19 protein-coding genes are annotated in these 21,477 nt (G+C 66.7%); 11 read left to right on the top strand and 8 right to left on the bottom strand.

Annotated features, from left to right (window positions below):
• The first annotated feature begins 116 nt into the window (after positions 1-116).
• The 11 genes from G9Q80_RS02310 to ilvD all read left to right on the top strand — a co-directional run bounded on the left by G9Q80_RS02310 (position 117) and on the right by ilvD (position 12,949).
• A complete protein-coding gene (locus tag G9Q80_RS02310) occupies positions 117-1,340 on the top strand; it encodes a CaiB/BaiF CoA transferase family protein (protein ID WP_088716435.1) in 1,224 nt (407 codons plus the stop codon).
• Positions 1,341-1,351: 11 nt separating this feature from the next.
• Positions 1,352-2,422, top strand: coding sequence for an acyl-CoA dehydrogenase family protein (locus tag G9Q80_RS02305; RefSeq protein WP_088716476.1), 1,071 nt, complete (start codon positions 1,352-1,354; stop codon positions 2,420-2,422).
• Complete coding sequence (locus G9Q80_RS02300) at positions 2,419-3,573, top strand: acyl-CoA dehydrogenase family protein (RefSeq protein WP_088716436.1); 1,155 nt, start codon at positions 2,419-2,421, stop codon at positions 3,571-3,573. Before G9Q80_RS02305 ends, G9Q80_RS02300 begins: the two co-directional genes overlap by 4 nt.
• A gap of 116 nt (positions 3,574-3,689) precedes the next feature.
• Positions 3,690-4,820: a TAXI family TRAP transporter solute-binding subunit gene (locus tag G9Q80_RS02295; protein WP_088716437.1), complete on the top strand. Its 1,131-nt coding sequence runs from the start codon at positions 3,690-3,692 to the stop codon at positions 4,818-4,820.
• A gap of 135 nt (positions 4,821-4,955) precedes the next feature.
• Positions 4,956-6,923, top strand: coding sequence for a TRAP transporter permease (locus G9Q80_RS02290; RefSeq protein WP_168246323.1), 1,968 nt, complete (start codon positions 4,956-4,958; stop codon positions 6,921-6,923).
• Complete coding sequence (locus G9Q80_RS02285) at positions 6,920-7,738, top strand: alpha/beta fold hydrolase (RefSeq protein ID WP_088716438.1); 819 nt, start codon at positions 6,920-6,922, stop codon at positions 7,736-7,738. Before G9Q80_RS02290 ends, G9Q80_RS02285 begins: the two co-directional genes overlap by 4 nt.
• Entirely contained in the window at positions 7,738-8,931 is a 1,194-nt protein-coding gene (locus tag G9Q80_RS02280; protein WP_088716439.1) for a CaiB/BaiF CoA transferase family protein, read from the top strand. The genes G9Q80_RS02285 and G9Q80_RS02280 overlap by 1 nt, the downstream gene beginning before the upstream one ends.
• The gene (locus G9Q80_RS02275; RefSeq protein ID WP_088716440.1) at positions 8,928-9,554 is read left to right on the top strand and encodes a carboxymuconolactone decarboxylase family protein; all 627 of its coding nucleotides are present in this window, start codon (positions 8,928-8,930) and stop codon (positions 9,552-9,554) included. Before G9Q80_RS02280 ends, G9Q80_RS02275 begins: the two co-directional genes overlap by 4 nt.
• A gap of 5 nt (positions 9,555-9,559) precedes the next feature.
• On the top strand, positions 9,560-10,183 hold the full coding sequence (locus tag G9Q80_RS02270; RefSeq protein ID WP_069208621.1) for a flavin reductase family protein: 624 nt from the start codon (positions 9,560-9,562) through the stop codon (positions 10,181-10,183).
• A 5-nt stretch (positions 10,184-10,188) separates the two neighbouring features.
• Positions 10,189-10,953 (top strand): enoyl-CoA hydratase/isomerase family protein, encoded by a 765-nt coding sequence (locus G9Q80_RS02265; protein ID WP_088716441.1) that lies wholly within the window; start codon positions 10,189-10,191, stop codon positions 10,951-10,953.
• A gap of 154 nt (positions 10,954-11,107) precedes the next feature.
• Positions 11,108-12,949 (top strand): dihydroxy-acid dehydratase, encoded by a 1,842-nt coding sequence (gene ilvD / locus G9Q80_RS02260; RefSeq protein WP_069208619.1) that lies wholly within the window; start codon positions 11,108-11,110, stop codon positions 12,947-12,949.
• 96 nt (positions 12,950-13,045) lie between these two features.
• Here the strand turns inward: ilvD and G9Q80_RS02255 are convergent, their stop codons facing one another.
• The 8 genes from G9Q80_RS02255 to G9Q80_RS02220 form a co-directional block, all read right to left on the bottom strand.
• Positions 13,046-13,789: a GntR family transcriptional regulator gene (locus G9Q80_RS02255; RefSeq protein ID WP_229754926.1), complete on the bottom strand. Its 744-nt coding sequence runs from the start codon at positions 13,787-13,789 to the stop codon at positions 13,046-13,048.
• Between the two features lie 128 nt (positions 13,790-13,917).
• Positions 13,918-14,577 carry a glutathione S-transferase family protein gene (locus G9Q80_RS02250; protein WP_232788295.1) on the bottom strand — a complete coding sequence of 220 codons (660 nt, stop codon included), beginning with the start codon at positions 14,575-14,577 and terminating at the stop codon, positions 13,918-13,920.
• 1 nt (position 14,578) lies between these two features.
• Positions 14,579-15,781 (bottom strand): 3-oxoadipyl-CoA thiolase, encoded by a 1,203-nt coding sequence (pcaF, locus tag G9Q80_RS02245; protein WP_088716479.1) that lies wholly within the window; start codon positions 15,779-15,781, stop codon positions 14,579-14,581.
• Positions 15,781-17,865, bottom strand: a complete 2,085-nt coding sequence (locus G9Q80_RS02240; protein WP_168246322.1) for a 3-hydroxyacyl-CoA dehydrogenase NAD-binding domain-containing protein — start codon at positions 17,863-17,865, stop codon at positions 15,781-15,783. Before G9Q80_RS02240 ends, pcaF begins: the two co-directional genes overlap by 1 nt.
• A gap of 31 nt (positions 17,866-17,896) precedes the next feature.
• Positions 17,897-18,715 (bottom strand): alpha/beta fold hydrolase, encoded by an 819-nt coding sequence (locus G9Q80_RS02235; RefSeq protein ID WP_088716443.1) that lies wholly within the window; start codon positions 18,713-18,715, stop codon positions 17,897-17,899.
• Positions 18,716-18,734: 19 nt separating this feature from the next.
• Positions 18,735-19,496 (bottom strand): GntR family transcriptional regulator, encoded by a 762-nt coding sequence (locus G9Q80_RS02230; RefSeq protein ID WP_052244703.1) that lies wholly within the window; start codon positions 19,494-19,496, stop codon positions 18,735-18,737.
• A complete protein-coding gene (locus tag G9Q80_RS02225) occupies positions 19,493-20,455 on the bottom strand; it encodes a D-2-hydroxyacid dehydrogenase family protein (protein WP_088672583.1) in 963 nt (320 codons plus the stop codon). Before G9Q80_RS02225 ends, G9Q80_RS02230 begins: the two co-directional genes overlap by 4 nt.
• Before the next feature lie 57 nt (positions 20,456-20,512).
• A complete protein-coding gene (locus G9Q80_RS02220) occupies positions 20,513-21,463 on the bottom strand; it encodes a Bug family tripartite tricarboxylate transporter substrate binding protein (protein WP_088716444.1) in 951 nt (316 codons plus the stop codon).
• Between the last annotated feature and the right edge of the window lie 14 nt (positions 21,464-21,477).

Raw genomic sequence — 21,477 nt, 5'->3', positions numbered from 1 at the left:
GGCAGACCTGCCGGTCCACCAATGAATCATTAAATCATAAATATAATTTTTAACTTGCACAAGCGGGCGGTTCTCTTGAAGATACGGTGCAACTTGACGTGTTTTGGAGGGACAGGATGCCCGGGGCTTTGAATCACCTGAAGGTGCTGGATTTCAGTCGGGTCTTCGCGGGACCGTGGACCGCGCAGATGCTGGCCGATTTCGGCGCAGATGTCGTGAAGGTCGAACATGTGAAAGGCGGCGATGACGTACGCCGCATGGGCGTGCCGCACCTTGGGGCCGATGGCGAACCCACCGGAGAGACCTCGTCTTTCCTGGCGATGAACCGGGGCAAACGCTCGCTCGCGCTGGACCTGTCGAAACCCGAGGGGCAGGACATCGCGCGCCGCCTGGTCACCGAGGCAGACGTGCTGATCGAGAATTTCAAGACCGGCACGCTGGCGCGATTCGGGCTGGACTACCAGGAAGTGGCCAAGCTGAACCCCCGGCTGGTCTATTGTTCGATCACCGGCTTCGGCCAGACCGGCCCGATGAAGCACCTGCCCGGCTACGATCCGATCTTTCAGGCGATGAGCGGGCTGCTCAGCATGACCGGCATCTCCGATGGACAGCCGGGCGCGGGTCCCGCGCTGGTGGGCTACTCGATCTCGGACATCACCGCCGGGCAATACGCGGTCTCCGCCATTCTGGCGGCGCTGAATCACCGCGACGCGGTGTCCGGCGAGGGACAGTTCATCGACATCGCCCTGCTGGACACGCAGATCCACGCCGCTTCGCATATGGCGATGAACTACCTGTCCTCGGGCCGCCTGCCCCGGCGCAACGGCACTGCCTCGCAGATCACCTGCCCCTGGCAGGCTTTCGACTGTGCCGACCGCCCGATCATGATCGCCATCGGCAACGACGCACAGTTTTCCCGGTTCGCCGACTACCTGGGCCTGCCCGAGCTGGCGCAGGACGACCGCTATGCCTCCAACCTTGCCCGGGTGCAGAACGCCGACACGCTGATTCCCCAGATCGCCGCCAAGCTGGCCACGAAACAGGCCGACGCCTGCTATGCCGAGCTTGAGGCCATCGGCATTCCCGCTGGGCCGCTCAACAGTTTCGACGACGTCTTTCGCATGGAACAGGTGCAAGAGCGCGGCCTTCTGCAGGAAATGCAGCACGGCAGCGCGGGCCTCGTCCGCTATGTGTCCAACCCGGTGAAATTTTCGGGGCTGGACGCGGGCACCGACATGCCGCCGCCGCGCTTTGCCGAACATACCGACGCGGTTCTGACAGGGCTGGGGCTGGACGCGGATCAGATCGCGGGCCTGCGGGCTGCAGGCATCGTGAAATGAAGGAGACCGGCATGGACGGAAGCATGAACGAGGACTGGCAGGAAAACGCGCGCATGATCGTCGAAAGCGCGCGCGCCGTGGTGCCCGCGGATGGCGCGCTCGACCGGGTCCGCAAGGCGCGGTTCGACGGGGCCGGTTTTGACCGCGCTGTGATGCAGCAGGCTGCCAAACTGGGCTGGCCTCTGATGTGGATCGGTGAAGAGGCCGGCGGCCTGGGCCTGGGCCTGGGCCTGCGTGAGACCTGCGCCCTGATGGAGGTGCTGGGCCGTGGGCTGGTGCCCGAACCGGTGCTGTCCACGATGATGGCCGGCGCGCTCTTGCAGGAGGCACTGCCCGAAACCGTCATGACCGGCGAGGCGGTGATCCTGACTGCCTGGCAGGACGTCACCGGCGCGCTGGACTGGCAGGGCGGTGCCAAGGGCGACCTCCTGATCGGCACCAAGGTCAACCTGCGCGGCGCTGTCGGGACCGATCTCTTTGCCATCGTCACTGACGCGGGCCTTGCCGTTGTGCCCCGCTCCGCCGAGGGCCTGACCATCGAGACAGCAGAGACGCTGGACGGCGGCACGATGGACCGCCTGCACATGACAGGCGTCGCGGCGGACTACTTGCCCTGCGCCCGGGTCGAAGCCGTATTGCAGGACGCGACTCTGGCCCATTCCGCCTACCTGCTGGGCCTCGCGGACCGCGCGCTGGAGATCACGCTGGACTACCTGCGCGTCCGCAAACAGTTCGACCGCCCCATCGGCAGCTTCCAGTCGCTTCAGCACCGGGCAACCGAAATGAAAATCCAGCTGGAACTGACCCGCGCCGCGATTGCCGCCACCGCGCGGCGGTTCGACACCGGGGCGGACGCCGCCACCCGCGCCGCCGGCACCGCCCGTTGCAAGCTGCGCGCGGCAGAGCTGGCCATGCTGGTCGCTCGCGAGGCGGTGCAGATGCATGGTGCGATGGGCATCACCGACGAGGCCGACATCGGCCTGTTCGTCCGCAAGGCCATGACAGAGGCCAATCTCTTCGGCAGCCCGCGCCAACAGCGCCGCCTGCTTGCCACTCGTCTCGTCCAGGAGGAGGCCGCATGACCGCCCTGCCCGATTACAACGCCATGAGCGACGCCGAGTTTCGCCGGACCGCGCGCACCTTTGTCGAAACCAACTATCCGGACATCCCGCGCTATTCGCTCAGCCGCCTGCATTGGGACGAGGTGAAGCCCTGGTACATGGTCCTGTCGGAAAACGGCTGGATCTGCCCCACCTGGCCGCGCGAACATGGCGGCATGGGCCTGAACGCGGGCAAGCACCTGATCCTGATCGAGGAATTCGAACGTTATGGCGCCGCACGCGTGAACGACATCGGCCCGGTCATGCTGGGTCCCTTGCTGTTGAAGCACGGGACAGAGGCGCAGAAGGCACATTTCCTGCCCCGGATTCTGTCCGGTGAGGACGTCTGGGCACAGGGTTATTCCGAACCGGGCGCCGGGTCCGACCTGGCAGCGGTGCGCTGCGAGGCGGTGCTGGACGGCGAGGAATGGGTCATCAACGGGCAAAAGACCTGGTGCACGCTGGGGATGGATGCCAACTGGATCTTCATCCTCGCCCGCACCGACAAGACCGTGAAGAAACAGGCGGGCATCAGCTTCCTGCTGGTGCCGATGGACGCCAGGGGCGTGACCATCCGCAACATCGAGAACCTGGAGCTCGAGGCCGAGTTCTGCGAAGTCTTTTTCGATGACGTGCGCGTGCCCGCAGATCACATCGTGGGCCGTATCAATGACGGCTGGTCGGTGGCCAAGGCACTGCTGGGCCATGAACGGGTCTTTATCGGGGCGCCGCGCCTGTCTGCCGCTGCCCTGTCGCGTCTGAAACGCATCGCCCAACGTGCCGGGGCCTGGGACGACCCCGTCTTTCGGGATCGCTACGTCGCGCTGCAATGCGACGTGCTGGATCTCAGCGACCTCTTCGAGACCTATGTCGACCGGCTGCGCGATGGGCGCGAGATCGGTGCCGACGTGGCCATGCTCAAGATCTTCCAGAGCGAACTGTACCAGCGCATTTCCGAACTGATGATGCAGGTGGCCGAAGAGGACGCGGGCCTGCGCCAAGCCCCCGAGGGCGACCGCCAGTTGCACGCGGCGGCCACATACCTGTCGGCCCGCCCGACGACGATTTTCGGCGGCTCGACAGAGATCATGCGCAATGTCCTGGCCAAGGCCGTGCTGGAGCTTCCAAGCTGACTAGGGTCTATAAACTATAGTTTTGACTTTTAACACATCACGTCTAGTTTCGACCAGAGTTGAAACGGGGAAGAGACCCCCGGATTCGGACCGACCAAGCAACAGGAGGAGTAACGTTGCTGTATTCCAAGTTCATCCGTGGGGCCGCCATCGCCGCCCTTGGCCTTGCCGCGCAGGCCGCCTTTGCCCAGGACGTGACCTTGCCGCGCGCAATGGTCTGGACATCCTATGACCTCGGCTCGACCGGTTATGCCGAAGCCTCGGCAATGGCCGATGCGCTGGACAAGAAATACGGCACCACCGTGCGCCTGACGCCCTCGGGCACGGCCATCGGCCGGATGCTGCCGCTGGCTCGTGGCCGGGCGGCCTTCGGCTTCATGGGCAATGAAATCTTCTTTGCCTCCGAGGCCGATTTCGAGTTCGCCGCACCCGACTGGGGACCGCAGGACGTGCGCGTCCTGCTGGGCCGTCCCGCCGCCGTGGGTCTGATCACCGGCGAAGACACCGATATCCAGTCGATCCAGGACCTGAAGGGCCGCAAGGTCGGTTTCGTGCAGGCCAGCCCCTCGACCCTGATGAACACCAAGGCCGCGCTGGCCTTTGGCGGGCTGACCGTCGATGACGTCGAAGAAGTGATCTACCCCGGCTACGGCGCGATGGTCCAGGGCTTCATCTCGGGCGAGATCGACGCCGTTCCCGTCACTCCCACCGTTTCGGCCCTGCGCGAGGCAGAGGGCGGTCGCGGCGTGCGCTGGCTGGACATGCCCGGATCGGACGCTGCGGGCTGGGAGCGCGTGCGCGCCTCGTCCTCGGTGTTCTCGCCCGTCTCGATGACCGTGGGCGTCAGCATCTCGGAAGAGGACCCGGCGGAACTGCTGGGCTACCGCTATCCGCAGCTGACCACCTATGCCGCAACGGACGATGACGAGGTCTACAACTTCGTCAAGGCCCTGGACGAGAGCTTTGATCTCTACAAGGACGCCAACAAGGTGATTGGCCGCTGGAACGTCGGCGATGCCGGCACCTCTCCGGCGGGCGCCCCCTTCCACCCGGGCGCGGTCAAGTACCTGCGCGAGATCGGCGTCTGGGATGCCGAGGACGACGCCTGGAACGAGGCCCGCATCGCACGGATCGAGGCCGTCAAGACGGCCTGGGCCGCCGCCCGGGAAAAGGCCGAGGCAGACGGTGTCTCAGACGCAGACTGGCCCGACTTCTGGCAAGCCTACCGCGCCGAAGCGCTGGACTGATCCACCCACCGACCGCGCCTGCCGCCCTCACTCCCGGCGGCACGGCACGGTCACGGCGCGGGCCGACCGGCCCGCCGCCGCCCGGCCCCGGCCCGCGTGCCGGCGGCTCTCCCCTCCCGCATTCCGGATACCGCCATGCAGACCGACACCCTTTCTCAGACGCAGGACCAGCCAAAGCCCTGGGCGCAACCCGGCAGCAGGCTGACCGGCCCGGCCTGGTTCACCGTCCTCATCCTGTCGACGACGGGCCTGGCGATCATCATCAACCAGATCTTCAACCTGCAGTTCCTCGGGTTCCGCCCGATCAGCACGGCCTACTATTACATCATCGTCGGCCTGTTCATGCCGGTGGCCTTCCTCAATTCCCCCGCCCGCACCGCCGATGCCGACCGCGTCCGCTGGTACGACTGGCTGCTGGCTGCGGCGGCGCTGGGAACCTGTTTCTATTTCGCCCTTCACGCCAATGACATCCTGACCCGAGGCTGGGAATTCGAGGCGCCCCTGCCGGTGGTTCTGCTGGCCGGACTGCTGGTGCTGATGTCGCTGGAGGCCGTGCGCCGCTGCGCGGGCTTGCCGCTGTTCCTGATCTGCGCGGTCTTCGCGGCCTTCCCGCTCTATACCGGTCACATGCCCGGTTTCCTCTGGGGCGTTCAGATGTCGCTGTCGGAAACCGTGCTCAGCCATTCCCTGGGGGTCGAAAGCATCATCGGCATCCCGATCCGCGTGATCGCGGACCTTCTGATCGGCTTCATCGTCTTCGGCGTGGCACTGACCGTCTCCGGCGGGGGCACCTTCTTCATGGACTTGGCCAGCGCCCTGATGGGCCATGCCCGCGGCGGCCCCGCCAAGGTGGCCATCCTGTCCTCGGGCTTTTTCGGTTCGCTCTCGGGCAGCGTGATTTCCAACGTCATCTCGACCGGTTCGATGACCATCCCGACGATGAAACGCTGTGGCTATCCGGCGGCCTATTCCGGCGCGGTCGAAAGCTGTGCCTCGACAGGTGGCGCACTGATGCCGCCGGTCATGGGCTCGGTCGCCTTTGTCATGGCCTCGTTCATGAACGTGCCCTATGCCGACATCATGGTGGCTGCGACGGTGCCCGCGCTGCTGTTCTACCTTGTCCTGCTGATCCAGACGGATTGCTACGCGGCGCGCAACGGCCTGCAGGGCCTGCCGCGTGACCAGCTGCCCAAGATCTGGGTCGTGCTGCGGTCGGGCTGGATCTTCCTGCTGAGCCTCGGCCTGCTGGTCTTTCTTCTGCTCGCCACCAACGCCGAGGCGAAATCGCCCTTCTACATCACCGTGCTGCTGCTGATCACCGCCCTGGTGCGCGCCCGCAAAAGCGGAGTCCTGACCCCGATCCTGACCCTGCTGATCGAGACCGGGGCCACCATCGGGATGCTGGTGGGCGTACTGGCCGGGGTCGGCATGGTCGTCGGCGCGCTGGCGATCACCGGGGTCGGCAATGCCTTCAGCCGCGAGCTGCTGCAATACGCGGGCGGCAACGTCTACCTGCTACTGGCCTTCGGCGCATTGACCAGCTTCATCCTGGGCATGGGGATGACGGTTTCGGCCTGCTACATCTTCCTCGCCGTGGTGCTGGCGCCTGCCCTGGTACAGGGCGGCCTGTCCGAGATGGGCAGCCACCTGTTCATCCTCTATTGGGCGATGCTGTCTTACATCACGCCGCCGGTCGCGATGGCCGCCGTTGCCGCCTCTTCGATCGCCAAGGCACCCGCCATGCGGACCGGCATCGTGGCGATGCGGCTGGGGGCGATCCTCTTCGTGCTGCCCTTCCTCTTCGTTCTGAACCCCAGCCTGATCCTTCAGGGCGAGCCGCTGGAAATCACCCTGTCGGTCTCGACCGCGATCCTCTCCATCCTGATGCTGTCGGCCGCTTCCGAACGTTACATCTACGTCCTCGGCCGAGGCGCCCGTGGGTGGGAGGCGCTGGTGCTGCTGGCAGGCGGTCTGTGCCTGCTGGTGCCCGACCTCGTCACCGATCTCGTCGGGCTGTCGGCGCTGGCGCTGATCATGGGCATCGGACTTCTCAACAAACCTGCGATGGCGGCCACGCCGGCCAGCCAGAAAGGGATCGAATGACCCGCAACCTCACTGTCCCCCTGCCCGATGGCGGCCAGCTGAACGCCTGTATCGACGGGCCTGACGGGGCGCCCTGGGTGGTCTTTTCCAACTCGGTCATGACCGACCTGTCGATCTGGGACGCGCAGGCCACCGCCCTCGCGGACCGCTACCAGGTGCTGCGCTACGACCAGCGCGGCCACGGCGCCTCCAGCCTGCCCGACGGCCCGATGAGCTTTGACGGCTACGGCGCGGACCTGACTGCGCTGCTGGATCATTGCGGGATCACCCGCTGCGTCCTGGTCGGCCTGTCGATGGGCGTGCCTACCTGCCTGGCCGCCGCCAAGGCCCGGCCGGACCGCGTTGCCGCATTCGTCATCGTGGATGGCGTCTCGCGCAGCGCAGCGGGGCGCGAGGCCTTCTGGACCGAGCGTCGTGAGACCGCGCGTGCCGATGGCATGGCGCGCCTCGCCGCAGAGACCGCGCCGCGCTGGCTGCCCGATGTGGCTGCGGATGCCCCGCTTGCACAGGGCCTGAGCGCCATGATCGCCGCCACCCCGGTCGAGGGCTTCGCCGCCGCGACCCATGCCCTGGCCTCTTACGACCAGTCGGCGGCGCTGTCGGCGCTGACCTGCCCCGTGCTGGGCCTGGCCGGGGAAAGGGATGGCGCCATGCCCGAAGCGATCCGGGCCCAGTTCGGCCCCCTGCCCGACATACGTTTCGACACCATTCCCGGGGCGGGCCATGTGCCCAACTTCCAATGCCCCGAGGCCTTCAATGCCGCGCTTGCGCCGTTCCTGGACGCCGTGGCCCAAGACCAACAGGAGCTTCCGTGATGCCCGGCCCGCTTTCTCATATCCGTGTTCTCGACCTCTCACGCATCATGGCCGGCCCCTGGTGCGGCCAGATCCTGGCCGACCTGGGTGCAGACGTCATCAAGGTCGAACGCCTGGGCGCCGGGGACGATACCCGCCGCTGGGGCCCGCCGTTCCTCAAGGACAGCGCCGGCAACACCACCAAGGAGGCCGGTTATTATCTGTCGGTCAACCGCGGCAAACGTTCGGTCGAGCTGGACCTGAAAACCGAGGAAGGGCGCGATGCCGTCCGCGCCCTTGCGCGCGAGTCCGACATCCTGCTGGAGAATTTCAAGACCGGCACGCTGGGCCGCATGGGACTGGGATATGACGACCTCAAGGAGGTGAACCCGCGCCTGATCTACGCCTCCGTCACCGGCTTTGGCCTGTCCGGGCCACAGGCGAACGACGCCGCCTATGACTTCATGATCCAGGGCATGGGCGGCCTGATGAGCGTCACCGGCGGCCCGGATGGAGAGCCCGGCGGCGGCCCGCAGAAGGTCGGTGTGCCGATTATCGACATCATGACCGGCATGTATACCGCCATCGGCACCCTTGCGGCGCTGGCCAACCGCGATCAGACCGGCAAGGGTGATCACATCGACATCGCCATGCTGGACGTCTCCGTCGCGATGCTTGCGAACCAGGCGATGAACTACCTCGTCTCGGGTCAGAAGCCCGTGCGGCGCGGCAACCGCCACCCCAATATCCAACCGCAGAACGTCTATCCGGTGAAGGACGGTTTCATCGTCCTGGCGGTGGGCAACGACGGCCAGTTCGTCAAGTTCTGCGAGGTCATCGGGCAACCCGCCCTGTCCGGTGACCCGAAATTCGCCACCAATGCCGCCCGGGTCGAGAACCTCGAAGAGCTGGAGGCGCTGCTGATCGCGGCCCTGGCCGACCGCACCATCACCGAGTGGTGCGAGGCCTTTGCCGCGGCGGGCGTCCCCTCCGGCCCGATCAACACCATCGACCGGGTGTTCGAGGAACCGCAGGTCAAGCACCGCCAGATGCTGCGCGACATTCCGCATCCGCTGTCGGGCACGGTCAAGCAGGTGGTCAGCCCGATGAACTTTCTCAACGCGCCGCTGAGTTTCGACAAGGCACCGCCGCTGTTGGGGGAACATACCGAAGAGGTGCTGCAGGCACTCGGACTGGGGGAGACGCAGGCATGAAGACCGGACAGGACACCGCCAAGGTCGAGGGACGCATCAGCTTTCCCGAGCCAGAGACCATGACCGCCGCCCAGCGCGAGGTCTATGACCAGATCATTTCCGGCCCGCGCCGGACGCTGGTCGGGCCTTTGCGCGCCGCGCTGCACAACCCGGTGCTGGCCGATCGCTGGCAACGCATGGGCCAGGTGCTGCGGTTCGAAACCTCGCTGCCGACGCGCCTGTCGGAACTGGCGATCCTCGTGACCGCGCGGCGCTGGAACAGCCGCCTGGAATGGGCGATCCACGCCCGCGACGCGGACCGTGCGGGTCTTGACCCGGCCATCGCCGAGTCGGTGCGCCTGTGCCAGCCGCCCGGCTTCGGCGACGATTCCGAAGCCCGCGAGATCTACGATTTCGCCCGCCAGATCGTGCAGACCGGGGATGTGGCACCCGACACCTATACCGCCATCGTCGCCCGCTGGGGCGAAGTCGGCGCGGTCGAACTGACCGCCGTCATCGGCTACTATTCTCTGGTGGCGATGACGCTCAACGTCCACCGCATTCCCCTGCCCGAGGGCGTCAGCGCCACTCTTCCGGGCGAGGCGGGCGTTCTGGCCGAACTTCCGGCGCCGGCGGGGGCCTGAGCGTCATGTTCCACGACCCCCGGCACGACGCGCACGGGTTGGCGCATGGCCCCTGGATGGCCTTGATTGCCCCCCGTCCCATCGCCTGGATATCAACCGTTTCGGCGGAAGGGGTGCGCAACCTTGCCCCCTACAGCGCCTTCAACACCGTCGCCTCCAAGCCGCCATTCGTGATGTTTTCCTCGGACGGGCCAAAGGACACGCTGGCCAACATCGAGGCGAGCGGGGAATTCTGCGTGAACATCCCCGGCGAAGACCTGAAAGAGGCGATGAACGCCACCTCTGGCAGCTACCCGCCAGAGGTCGACGAATTCGCCATCGCGGGCGTCACCCCCGCCCCCTGCACCAACATCGACGCCCCCCGCGTCGCCGAGGCGCCGATCTCGATCGAATGCCGTCTGGACAAGATCGTGGGGCTGGACACCTCCACCGGCGTGCCCTGCCACAACCGCGTGGTCTTTGGCGAGGTCGTCGGCATCCACATCGCCGACCGCATCCTGCGCGACGGCAAGGTCGCGACAGACCTGCTGCGCCCGCTCGCGCGGCTGGGATACCGCGACTACTGCACAGTGACAGAGACATTCGAGATGATCCGCCCCCAGGTGGACCAGACAGGCACGAGGACTTGACGAAAATGAGCCACGAGACACTGACCCTGGACGTCAGCGACCATATCGCCACCATCACCATCACCCGCCCGCCGGTAAATGCCCAGAACAACCGCTTTCGCGAAGAACTGGTCGAGGCGGTCGATGCGCTTGGCGACCGTTCGGATGTGCGCGCCATCGTGATCACCGGCGAGGGCAAGGCCTTTTCCGCGGGCGCCGACCTGTCAGAACGTCCGACGCAGGACCCCGGTCATTACACCGCGCACAATCGCCGCGTGCGGGCCAGCTTTGACTGCCTGCTGGAATGCCCCAAGCCGATCATCGCCGCCGTCAACGGCGCGGCCATCGGCGCGGGCTGCGTGACCGCCTTGTGCTGCGACATTATCGTGACGTCCGAAAAGGGATTCCTGCAGATGACCGAGGTCATGGTCGGCCTCGCCGGGGGGGTGGCCCATGTGCGGCGCCACTTCGGCGAAAGCGACGCCCGCATGATGATCTACACCGCGCGCCGCGTATATGGCCCCGAGCTGTTGCGGATGAACGTCGCCTCGGCCTGCGTCGCGCCAGAGGACCTTTTGGAGACTGCGCGCGGCATTGCCACCGAGATCGCCAAGGCAAGCCCCTCGGCGGTGCGGGCGGCCAAGAAGTCGTTCCAGGTCACGGAAGGCGTGTCGATCTACGAAGGCTACCGGTTCGAACAGGGCCAGACCAAGGCGTTGTCCACCTCCGAGGATACCGCCGAGGCGATGGCGGCCTTCCGCGAAAAGCGCGCGCCGGTCTTCAAGAGCTGAACGTTCCCCGGGCGTCACTGCCCGGCAGGTTCGAGACACATGGCCGCCAGCCCTTTTGTTCGGGCTTGCGGCCAAGCCGGTTGTTGCGCGATGGCCTTCCCGGGATTTCCGGAATAAGAGAACCGGCAAAGTTTCATCGCGCGGGAAGGACAGCATGATACCCTATCGCTCAAAGACATCGACTTCTGGACGCAACATGGCCGGCGCCCGGGCCCTGTGGCGCGCCACCGGGATGAAGGATGGCGACTTCGGCAAGCCGATCATCGCCATCGTGAACTCCTTTACCCAGTTCGTGCCCGGCCACGTCCACCTCAAGGATCTGGGCCAGATGGTGGCCCGCGAGGTCGAGGCGGCGGGCGGTGTCGCCAAGGAATTCAACACGATCGCCGTGGACGATGGCATCGCGATGGGCCACGACGGCATGCTCTACTCGCTGCCCTCGCGCGAGATCATCGCGGACAGCGTGGAATACATGGTCAATGCGCATTGCGCGGATGCCATGATCTGCATTTCCAACTGTGACAAGATCACGCCCGGCATGCTGATGGCGGCGATGCGCGTCGATATTCCCGCGATCTTCGTCTCCGGCGGCCCGATGGAGGCCGGAAAGGTCAATGTCGACGGCAAAGACATCGCGGTCGACCTGGTGGACGCGATGGTGCAGGCGGCGAACCCCGACCTGAGCGATGAACAGGTCAATGCCTTCGAGGTCAACGCCTGCCCGACCTGCGGGTCCTGTTCCGGCATGTTCACCGCGAACTCGATGAACTGCCTGGCCGAGGCCCTGGGCCTTGCCCTGCCCGGCAACGGTTCGACCCTGGCCACCCACGCCGACCGCAAGGCCCTGTTCCTGGAGGCCGGGCGCCGGATCGTGGATCTGGCCAAGCGCCACTACGAGGGCGGCGACCAATCGGTCACGCCGCGCGGCATCGCCACCCATGCCGCATTCCAGAACGCCATGACGCTCGACATCGCGATGGGCGGATCGACGAACACGGTGCTGCACCTGCTGGCCATCGCCCGCGAGGCCGAAGTGGACTTCACCCTGGACGACATGGACAAGCTGAGCCGAATCACGCCCTGCCTGTGCAAGGTCGCGCCCGCCGTGGGCGACGTGCACATGGAAGACGTGCACCGCGCCGGCGGCATCTTCGGCATCCTCGGGCAGCTCGACGATGCCGGGCTGATCAACCGCGACGTCTCGACCGTACATGTGCCCACGATCGGCGAAGCCATCGACCAGTGGGACATTGCGCGCACCAAGGACAACAAGGTGCACGAACTGTTCAGCGCGGCGCCGGGTGGCGTGCGCACCACAGAGGCCTTCAGCCAGGCCAGCCGCTATCGCAGCCTCGACACGGACCGCGAAAACGGCGTCATCCGGTCCAAGGAACACGCCTTCAGCCAGGACGGCGGCCTGGCCGTGCTGTTCGGCAACATCGCGCAGGAAGGCTGCGTGGTGAAAACCGCGGGCGTGGACGACAGCATCCTGAAATTCAGCGGGCCGGCCAAGGTCTGCGAAAGCCAGGACGAGGCGGTGAACCGGATTCTGGGCAAGGAAATCCAGGCCGGTGACGTGGTCATCATCCGCTATGAAGGGCCGCGTGGCGGGCCGGGGATGCAGGAAATGCTCTACCCGACCAGCTACCTGAAATCCATGAAGCTGGGCAAGGCCTGCGCCCTGATCACCGACGGCCGTTTCTCCGGCGGCACCTCCGGTCTTTCGATCGGTCACGTCTCGCCCGAGGCTGCCGAAGGCGGCAACATCGGCCTGCTGGTCGAAGGCGACATGATCGAGATCGACATCCCCAACCGGACGATCAACGTGGCGCTCAGCGACGAAGACCTGGCAGCGCGCCGCGCCGAGATGGAGGCCAGGGGCGACGCCGCCTGGAAACCCGCCAAGCCGCGCAAGCGCAAGGTCAGCCGCGCGCTCAAGGCCTATGCCTCGCTGGTGGCCAATGCCAGCCACGGGGCCGTCCGCCTGGACCCGTGATCGCCTGAGACGGCTGGAAACAGATGCGCCCCGAACCGGACTGCCGGTTCGGGGCGCATCTTCTTTGAACTGACGGGGGCGCGCGGACCAGTCCCGCTACCGCAGCTTGACCTCTATCTTCATCATGTCGCCACGATAGATCCCGTTGGCCAACATGATGATGTCTCCGTTCTGGTTGACCACCGTCCGCTGCACGCGGGCAATCGGATCACCGATCGAGATGTTCAGCTGCGAAGCGGTTTCAAGGTCTGCCGCGCCGATGGTGACGATCTGGTTGGCGTTCACCACCGTCTGCCCGGGCAGATCCGCCACCAGCCGCATGGCCGTGACCTTGGTGTAATTCTCTTCCGGGATCAGGTCGCAGATGCGTTCATCGACGTAGACATCGGCCAGCAGAAAGGCCAGGTCGTCACGACTATGCCTGCGCTTGAGATGCCGGTAGGCCGGTGCGGCATTGCCGATATCACCATCATGACGGGGCAGTTGCGCGCCAAGTTCATCGCCCAGGATCTCGATCACCGCGTTGTCGCGCGCGATCAGCAGGCCCGTCCAGTCGGTCTTGACCTCGCACCAGAGGTCGCGCTTGGGCTGTTCGACGACAAAGGTGCCCTTGGCACGGTAGCGCTCGATCAGGCCTTCCTTTTCGAGGATGTCCAGCGATTGCCGGATCGTCATCGTCGCCACGCCGCATTGATCGGCCAGTTCCTTGACCGTGGGGATCTTTTCCCCCACTTCCCACTCGCCGCTTTCGATCCGCTGACGGAACAGGCTGGCAAGCTGGATGTATCGCGACACGTTGCTCTTTTGCAGCGCCTTCACGGTCGCATTTTCAGACTTCATACCGGCCATCGCGCCCTCTTTGCCACTGTCACACAAGGATAGAGGGAGCTGGACGCTTCTTCAATCAATAAAACTAGTTTTTAGATCAAGCACCGGGCGCGGGAACCATGACCGCGCCCGGGCCGTGTTCAGAATGCCAGGCGGCCCAGGGTGATTTCGTTTTCCCCCTCGCCCTGGTCGTTGACCACCGGGTTCGCGGAGACGGAGGCGCGCGCGGCCATCTCCGCCTCCCAAGCGGCCAGCGCCGGGAAATGATCGCGCCAGCCGCAATCGGGCCAGCGGAAATCCAGCTGTCCCAGCGCACAGATCACCGCCACATGGCCGATCCCGAAACCCGATGCTCTCAGATCCGGAACCTCGGACTCCAGCCGGGCCATCGACGCACGCACCTTGGCCAACCATCCTTCTGTTACCGCTTCCCAAGGGCCGGTTTCACGGGTCAGTTCGGTGCGCCAGAGCAGCAGGATATCGGTCAGCCCGTCGCCCAGCGCCTGCCAGGTCAGCTGGTCCACCCGCGCCGTTGGGTCCGCAGGAAACAGGCCGGTCCCGGCCCGCAGGTCGAGGTATTCGCAGATCACGCGGCTGTCGAACAGCGCCTTGCCCTCCTCGGTGACTAGGGTGGGGATCTTGCCCAAGGGGTTGTCCGCCATGACCGCCTCGTTCGGCGGCAGCGGCATGGCCACCACGGACCGCACCTGCTCCACCTGTTCCGTCAGGCCGGTTTCCTCCAACACGATCATGACCTTGCGCACGAAAGGAGAGCGCGGCGACCAATGCAGTTTCATCATCTCAGGCGGCCTCCAACCCGATGGCGATTCCCTGTCCCACGCCGATGCACATGGTGGCAAGCGCACGTTTCCCCTCGCCCCGCGCCAGCGCGCGGGCGGCGGTGCCTGTGATCCGGGCGCCAGACATGCCCAGAGGATGACCAAGGGCAATGGCCCCGCCGCGCGGGTTCACATGATCCGCGTCATCCGGCAGGCCCAGCCGCCGCAACACCGCCAGCGCCTGCGAAGCGAAGGCCTCGTTCAGTTCCACCAGGTCAAAATCCGCGGGCGTCAGCCCCTGCTGCGCACAGAGTTTTTCCGTCGCGGGTGCGGGCCCCATGCCCATGATGCGTGGCGCGACCCCGACGGTGGCCCCGCACGTGATCCGCGCCAAGGGCGTCAGCCCGTGGCGTTTCACCCCCGCCTCGGTCGCCAGGATCAGCGCCGCCGCACCATCGTTGACACCAGAGGCATTGCCCGCCGTGACCGACCCGCCTTCACGGAAGGGGGCCGGCAGTTTGCCCAGCTTTTCCAAGGTCGAAGCGCGCGGATGCTCATCCGTGTCAAAGACCAGCGGGTCCCCCCGCCGCTGCGGCACCTGCACCGGGATGATCTCTTCGCCCAGCACGCCCGAGTCGATGGCCGCCGCCGCCCGTTCCTGCGAGCGCAGGGCAAAGGCGTCCTGGTCGACGCGCGAGATACCGAAATCGGCGGCCACGTTCTCGGCCGTTTCAGGCATCGAGTCCGTCCCGTAGAGCCGCTGCATCACCGGGTTGATGAAGCGCCAGCCAATGGTCGTATCCTCGACGCTGTTGGCCCGGGAAAAGGCAGAGGTTGCCTTGGGCATGACAAAGGGCGCACGGCTCATGCTTTCGACCCCGCCGGCGATGGCCAGGTCACCCTCGCCCACGGCCAGCCGTCGCCAGGCCGCCAGCACCGCATCCATGCCAGAGCCGCAGAGCCGGTTGATCGTGGTGCCGGACACCGTCTCTGGCAAACCGGCCAGCAAGAGCGACATGCGCGCAACGCTACGGTTGTCCTCGCCCGCCTGGTTGGCGCAGCCATAGATCACGTCCACCACCTCTGCCCAGTCCAGCGCCGGGTGGCGCTCCTGAAGCGCCTTCAACGGCAAGGCGCCAAGGTCATCGGCGCGGATACCGGACAGGCTGCCGCCATAGCGGCCGATGGGTGTTCGGATGTAATCGCAGATATAGACAGGCTGCATCATTGGCCCTCCGTCGGGATGTCGATCTGGTCGAGTGTCCGGGCAACCGGCCCGGCGCGGAAACCGTGGCCCACGGCCTGCGCGAGGTCGGCCAGATCGGCCTCCAGCGCCGCGCGGTCCTGCCGGGCCGCCCAATACAGCGGCCCGCCACGCCAGCGGGGAAAGCCATATCCATTGGTCAGCACCACGTCGATGTCCGACGCCCGCTGCGCGATCCCCTCGTCCAGCAGGCAGGCCGCCTCGTTCACGATTGCCGCCAGCAACTGTCGCTGGATCGTCTCTGCGTCATAGCTGCGCGGGGAAACCCCGGCGTCGGCACGCGCCGCCGCGATCAGGGCGGCGACCTCCGGGTCAGGTACTGGTTTGCCGCCTGAATGATCGTACCAGCCCTTTCCCGTCTTGCGGCCCAGCCGCCCGGCCTCGCAGAGGCGGTCGGGGATGGTGACATAGCGCGCCTTCGGGTCGCGTGTCGCGGCTTGCCGCTTGCGCATGGCCCAGGCGATATCCAGCCCCGACATGTCCGAGACCGCAAAGGGCCCCATCGCAAAGCCGAAAGCCTTGGCGGCGGCATCCACCGCCTCGGGTGCGGCCCCATCCAGAACCAGCAGTTCGGCGCGTCGGCGATAGGCGGCATAGATCCGGTTGCCGACAAAGCCCTCTCCCACGCGGGCCACCACCGGCTGCTTGCCCAGCCTGCGGGCCAGCTTCAGCCCGGTTGCCAGAACGGCCTTCGAGGTAAGTTCGGCGCGGACCACCTCGAGCAGTTTCATCACGTCGGCGGGGCTGAAGAAATGCAGGCCGATCACGCGGTCGGGACGGGACAGGCCCTGCGCCATCTCGTCGATGTCCAGGTAGGACGTGTTGGTTGCCAGGATCGCATTGTCTGGCAGATGTTGTTCCAGGCTCGCCAGCAGCGCCGTCTTGACGGCCATGTCTTCAAAGACCGCCTCGATCACCAGGTCGCAGCCCGCCAGGCCCGCGTGGTCCATCGTGCCGGCGAGGGCCGCCTTGCGCCCCTCTGCCACCTCCTGCGACAGGCGCCCCGAGGCCACCTGCCGGTCGATCCCGGCCCTTGTCCGCTCCAGCGCGCTGGACAGCGCCTCCTGATCCCGTTCGACGAGGACCACCGGCAGGTCGGCGGCGAGGAAGGCGCGGGCAATCCCCTGCCCCATCGTCCCGCCGCCGACCACACCGACGCGGGTCACGTCGCGGGCCTGCGCCATGTCCAGACCATCGACAGAGGCCGCCTTGCGCTCGGCGAAGAAAAGATTGCGCAGGGCGAAGGCATCGTCGCTCAACCGCAGCCGATGAAAGACCGCGCGTTCCTCGGCAAGCGTCGCATCGGCATCACCACCAGAGGCGCGGACCAGCCGGATCGCCTCGGCCACGTTGGGCCTCTTGCCGCCGCGCGCCAGCATCTTGGTCGCCACGGCATCAATGGCCTCGGGCGTTTCCTCTGGCGGTGTCAGGTTCTTGGCAAGGCGCTTGCCGCGCCCCTCGGCCAGGATGGCAAATGCCGCTTGCAGCAGGTCCCCCTCGGCGATGGCGTCGATCAGCCCGATCTCCTGCGCCTCTTCGGCGGGGATGCGGGAGGCACGACAGATCAGGTCGATGGCGCGGGACTGGCCGACAAGGCACGGCAGGCGCTGCGTCCCGCCCGCGCCCGGGATGAAGCCCAGCGACACCTCCGGCAAACCGACCTTGGTGCCCGGCGCCGCGATCCGCCAGTCACAGCCCAGGGCCAGTTCCAACCCGCCGCCCAGCGCCACGCCGTGCAAGGCCGCGACCACGGGAAAGGGCGCCGCCTCGATACAGGCGATCATGTCCGGCAGTTCCGGCTGTTCCAGCGGACGGCCGAATTCGCGCAGGTCCGAGCCCGAGATGAACGTCCGGCCCGCGCCGATCAGGACCGCGCCCCGGGCGCCCGCCTCTTGCGCCGCCGCGATGCCGGCAACGACACCGAGGCGCACGCCCAGCGATCCAGCGTTTACCGGTGGATTGTCGATCGTCAGGACGGCAATCCCGTCCTGCATGACGAAAGCGACCCGGCCCCGCGCTGCCGCCGGGTGGTCGGATGTGACCATCGTATTCACGTCTTCTGCCCTTTCGTAGGTCTCAGTCAGGCGTCCCGGCGCGCAGGGCGAGAATCCAGGGCACCATGATTGCCGCCACTTCGGCGGGCTTTTCGTCGGGCAGCGCGTGGCTGGCCCCGTCCACGGTCACCAGTTCGACCCTAGGGGCGAACTCGTGCAGGTAGAATTCGCGCCCATCTGCCGGGCGAAACGGGTCCTGCAGGCCGACGACGTCCAGGATCGGCGCCCGGCCCGAGGGCCACCAGCTGTCGCGGTCGGTCGCCGCACGGGCGGCCCTCTGCGCGCGCACCAGCTCTCCGGACCATCCCGACAGCCAGGGGCGCGGGTCGTGCCCCTCGGCAAAAAAGCCCAGTTGCAGCGCGGCGAGCCTGTCGGCCTCTGGCGCCTCCGGGTCCATCGCAACCTCGATCGCGCGGGAGAGTTCCGGCGCCCATTTGCCGCCGCCCGCCGCCAGCAGCACGATCCCGTCAACCAGGTCCGGACGGTCCTGCGCCAAGGTCCGCGCGATCCAGCAACCGTAGGCATGACCGACGATCACCGCACCGCCCGGACCGGCCTCGGCCTGCAACGCGGCGCCGGCATCGGCGGCCAGGTCGTGAAAGTCGATGCCGGCCAGCGCACCCGTGCTGCCGCCCGTGCCACGCGGCCAGGGCAGGACAACGCGCAGACCGGCCTCGGCCAGATGCGCGGCCAGGTGGACAAAATCCTCTGGCCCGCGGCCCGTCGAGGCCACGAGGCAGAGCGTCACCGCCTCCGGGTCTTGCGACCCCGAGACCGCATAGGCGATACGCGCCTCTCCATTCGCAACCGTCTTGATCCGGCCCAGGACGTCCGTCGTCATCTCTGCCCTTTCCGTTCTGTCATTTCAGCGTCACGCGCAGGCGCGCGCTGTCGCCGCGATAGATCCCCTCGACCGCAAGGAACCGCTGTCCGGCCTCGTCGACCGCGACGCGCACGACCCGCGCCATAGGCTCTCCCAGTCGCACCGACAGTTCGTTTGCCACCGAGAGATCGGCTCCGGTCACGGTCAGTTCCTGTTCCGCCGCCGCAATCGCCCGCCCCGGCACCGCCGAGGCCATCTGCATCGCTGTCATGGACGCCAGAGCGCCTTCCGGCAGGGCAGCATAGGCGCCCGCCTCGACATAGAGATCCGCCACCAGGAAGGCCGCGCCCTGCCGCCAGTGGCGGCGACGGATGCGGCGATATCGCGGGGCACTGACACCGGGCCAGTCGCCCGCGCTCAGGAACGCGGGAGGCGGTGAGGGCACATCCTCCAGCACCTCGATCCGGCTGCTGTAGCGCGCGATCAGAAGGCCCGAGAAATCTGTGTTCACGGCGCACCAGGTGTCGCGTTCGGGGCGGCGTCGCACAAAGGTGCCCTTGGCGCGGAACCGCTCGATCAGCCCGTCCTCTTCGAGGATGTCCAGCGCCCGGCGCACCGTCACGGCGGCCACGCCGCAATCTGCGGCAAGTTCGGTGATCGTCGGGATGCGCTGATCCAGGGCCCATTCGCCCTGTTCGATCCGGCGGCGAAACATGCCCGCCAGTTGCAGATAGCGCGATACCGCGCTCTTGTTCAGGGCCTCGGCGGTCGGGGTGGCAAGGGGGCGCGGCGCGTTCATATCAGCGCGCGCAGCACCCTGCCCTCCAACCAGTTGGCCACGTTTTCCACCGCCTCGCGGTAGTAGACGCGATAATTCTCTTGCGTGACGTAGCCGATGTGCGGCGTGGCCAGCACGTTGGTCAGGCGTCGATAGGGGTGGTCGGCAGGCAGCGGCTCGTGGTCGAAGACATCCAGCACGGCCCCACCGATCCGCTGGCACTCCAGTGCCGCGATCAGCGCCGCCTCATCCACGATGGGGCCGCGCGAGGTGTTCACCAGAACCGCGTCGGGGCGCATCCGCCCCAACAGATCCGCGGACACCAGCCCCCGGGTGCCGTCCACCAGAGACAGCTGGATCGTGATGACATCGCTGGAGGCAAAGAGCCCGGGCAGGTCGACCGGCTCGATCCCCAGCGTTTCGGCCCGCGCCTCAAGGTCGCTGCGGGTCCAGCCGCAGACCTCCATCCCGAAGGCCTGGCCAAACCGCGCCATCTGGCGGCCCAGCTTGCCCAGCCCGACAATGCCCAGCCGCTTGTGCTGCAGCGACCGGCCCAGTCCGGTCTGCCAGGGGCCTCCGGCGCGGAAATTCGCGACTTCCTCGGGCAGTTGCCGCATGAAGGCCAACACCCCGCCCCAGGCCAGTTCCGCCGCAGGGTTCCCCGCGGCACCGGTACCGCAAACGGTGATGCCCAGGTCCGCCGCAGCCTGCAGGTCGATGCTGCGATTGCGCATGCCCGTCGTGACCAGCAGCTTGAGCCTCGGCAGCCGGCGCAGCAGGCTTGCCGGGAACGGCGTCCGTTCCCGCATCGCCACGATCACCGTGCAATCCGCCAATGCCCGCGCCACCGCGTCCTCGTCACCCAGGTGGGCATCGTAGCGGCGCAGGTTGATCCGTCCGTCCAGCGCGGACCAGTCGGCGCAGGCAAGGGCCGCGTCCTGATAGTCGTCGAGGATGGCACAGATGGGCAGGTCGGTCATGCTACACTCCGGGTTCTGGGTGGGCGGGCCGACCGGCAAGGGCCGGCCCGCGCGGGGTCACTTGCTGATGCCCTGGGAGACGGCCAGCGCCTTCCACTTGGTCAACTCCTCGTCGACCTGCTGGGCAAAGCCCTCGGGCGTGCTCTGGAACAGGGTCCAGTCCAGTGGGGTGACGGTGGCAACGAACTCGGGGGTCTGCAGGGCCTCGTTCACGTCGGCGTTGATCTTGGCAACGATGGCCGGATCGGTGCCGGCGGGGGCGAACATGCCCACCCACTGCTTGATCTCGAGATCGGGAAAGCCCAGTTCCGCCGTCGACGGCACGTCCGGCAATGCGTCGATGCGCTCGTTGCCGAGCACCGCCAGCGCCTTGACCTTGCCGGTCTTGAGGTTCTCACCGGCCGAGCTGATCGAGGAGCCGTAGATGTCGGTTTCCTTGGACAGGATCGACACGACTGCGGGGCCGCCGCCCTTGAAGTGCACCACGTCCACGTCGGCGCTACTGTCTGCGATGAACTTCTCGATGGCGAAATGCGTGGTCGTGCCCAGCCCCGCCGTGGCGGCGAATTTCGGCGCGTCCTTACTCTGGGCGATGAAGTCCTCAAGCGTGTCGAAGCTGGACTCCCCGTTGGTCACCAGGACGTAGGAGACGTGGCCAACGTTGGCGACAGGCGCAAATGCCTCACGGGAATCGAAGGGCAGAGAGGTCTGGATTGCAGGAGCAGTCACAAAGGCCGAGGTGGTCACCAGCAGCGTGTGACCGTCGGGCTCCGCCTGGGCGACGATCGCCGTGCCCACCATCGAGCCGCCGCCGGGGCGGTTGTCGATGACGATCGGCTGGCCCCATTTCTCTTCGAGATAGGGGGCAAGGTGGCGGGTGAACACGTCGGTGTTGCCCGAGGGCGAATAGGGAACGATGATCGTCACCGGTCCGGTGGGAAAGTCCTGTGCGGCCAGCGGCTGGGCCAGTCCCAGCGCCACGGCGGCTGCGGTCAGAATGGATTTCATGGGGTCTCCTCCTT

Origin of the sequence: Mameliella sp. LZ-28 (assembly GCF_012274245.1) — a bacterium.
Lineage (GTDB): Bacteria > Pseudomonadota > Alphaproteobacteria > Rhodobacterales > Rhodobacteraceae > Antarctobacter > Antarctobacter albus.
This window is presented reverse-complemented; position numbering and strand designations above follow the sequence as displayed.

Coding starts and splice junctions, on each gene's coding strand:
- G9Q80_RS02310 (WP_088716435.1), top strand. CDS start 117: ATGCCCGGGGCTTTGAATCACCTGAAGGTGCTGGATTTCAGTCGGGTC.
- G9Q80_RS02290 (WP_168246323.1), top strand. CDS start 4,956: ATGCAGACCGACACCCTTTCTCAGACGCAGGACCAGCCAAAGCCCTGG.
- G9Q80_RS02235 (WP_088716443.1), bottom strand. CDS start 18,715: ATGACGACGGACGTCCTGGGCCGGATCAAGACGGTTGCGAATGGAGAG.
- G9Q80_RS02280 (WP_088716439.1), top strand. CDS start 7,738: ATGCCCGGCCCGCTTTCTCATATCCGTGTTCTCGACCTCTCACGCATC.
- G9Q80_RS02250 (WP_232788295.1), bottom strand. CDS start 14,577: ATGATGAAACTGCATTGGTCGCCGCGCTCTCCTTTCGTGCGCAAGGTC.
- G9Q80_RS02300 (WP_088716436.1), top strand. CDS start 2,419: ATGACCGCCCTGCCCGATTACAACGCCATGAGCGACGCCGAGTTTCGC.
- G9Q80_RS02275 (WP_088716440.1), top strand. CDS start 8,928: ATGAAGACCGGACAGGACACCGCCAAGGTCGAGGGACGCATCAGCTTT.
- pcaF (WP_088716479.1), bottom strand. CDS start 15,781: ATGCAGCCTGTCTATATCTGCGATTACATCCGAACACCCATCGGCCGC.
- G9Q80_RS02240 (WP_168246322.1), bottom strand. CDS start 17,865: ATGGTCACATCCGACCACCCGGCGGCAGCGCGGGGCCGGGTCGCTTTC.
- G9Q80_RS02220 (WP_088716444.1), bottom strand. CDS start 21,463: ATGAAATCCATTCTGACCGCAGCCGCCGTGGCGCTGGGACTGGCCCAG.
- G9Q80_RS02225 (WP_088672583.1), bottom strand. CDS start 20,455: ATGACCGACCTGCCCATCTGTGCCATCCTCGACGACTATCAGGACGCG.
- G9Q80_RS02305 (WP_088716476.1), top strand. CDS start 1,352: ATGGACGGAAGCATGAACGAGGACTGGCAGGAAAACGCGCGCATGATC.
- G9Q80_RS02255 (WP_229754926.1), bottom strand. CDS start 13,789: ATGAAGTCTGAAAATGCGACCGTGAAGGCGCTGCAAAAGAGCAACGTG.
- G9Q80_RS02270 (WP_069208621.1), top strand. CDS start 9,560: ATGTTCCACGACCCCCGGCACGACGCGCACGGGTTGGCGCATGGCCCC.
- G9Q80_RS02265 (WP_088716441.1), top strand. CDS start 10,189: ATGAGCCACGAGACACTGACCCTGGACGTCAGCGACCATATCGCCACC.
- ilvD (WP_069208619.1), top strand. CDS start 11,108: ATGATACCCTATCGCTCAAAGACATCGACTTCTGGACGCAACATGGCC.
- G9Q80_RS02285 (WP_088716438.1), top strand. CDS start 6,920: ATGACCCGCAACCTCACTGTCCCCCTGCCCGATGGCGGCCAGCTGAAC.
- G9Q80_RS02230 (WP_052244703.1), bottom strand. CDS start 19,496: ATGAACGCGCCGCGCCCCCTTGCCACCCCGACCGCCGAGGCCCTGAAC.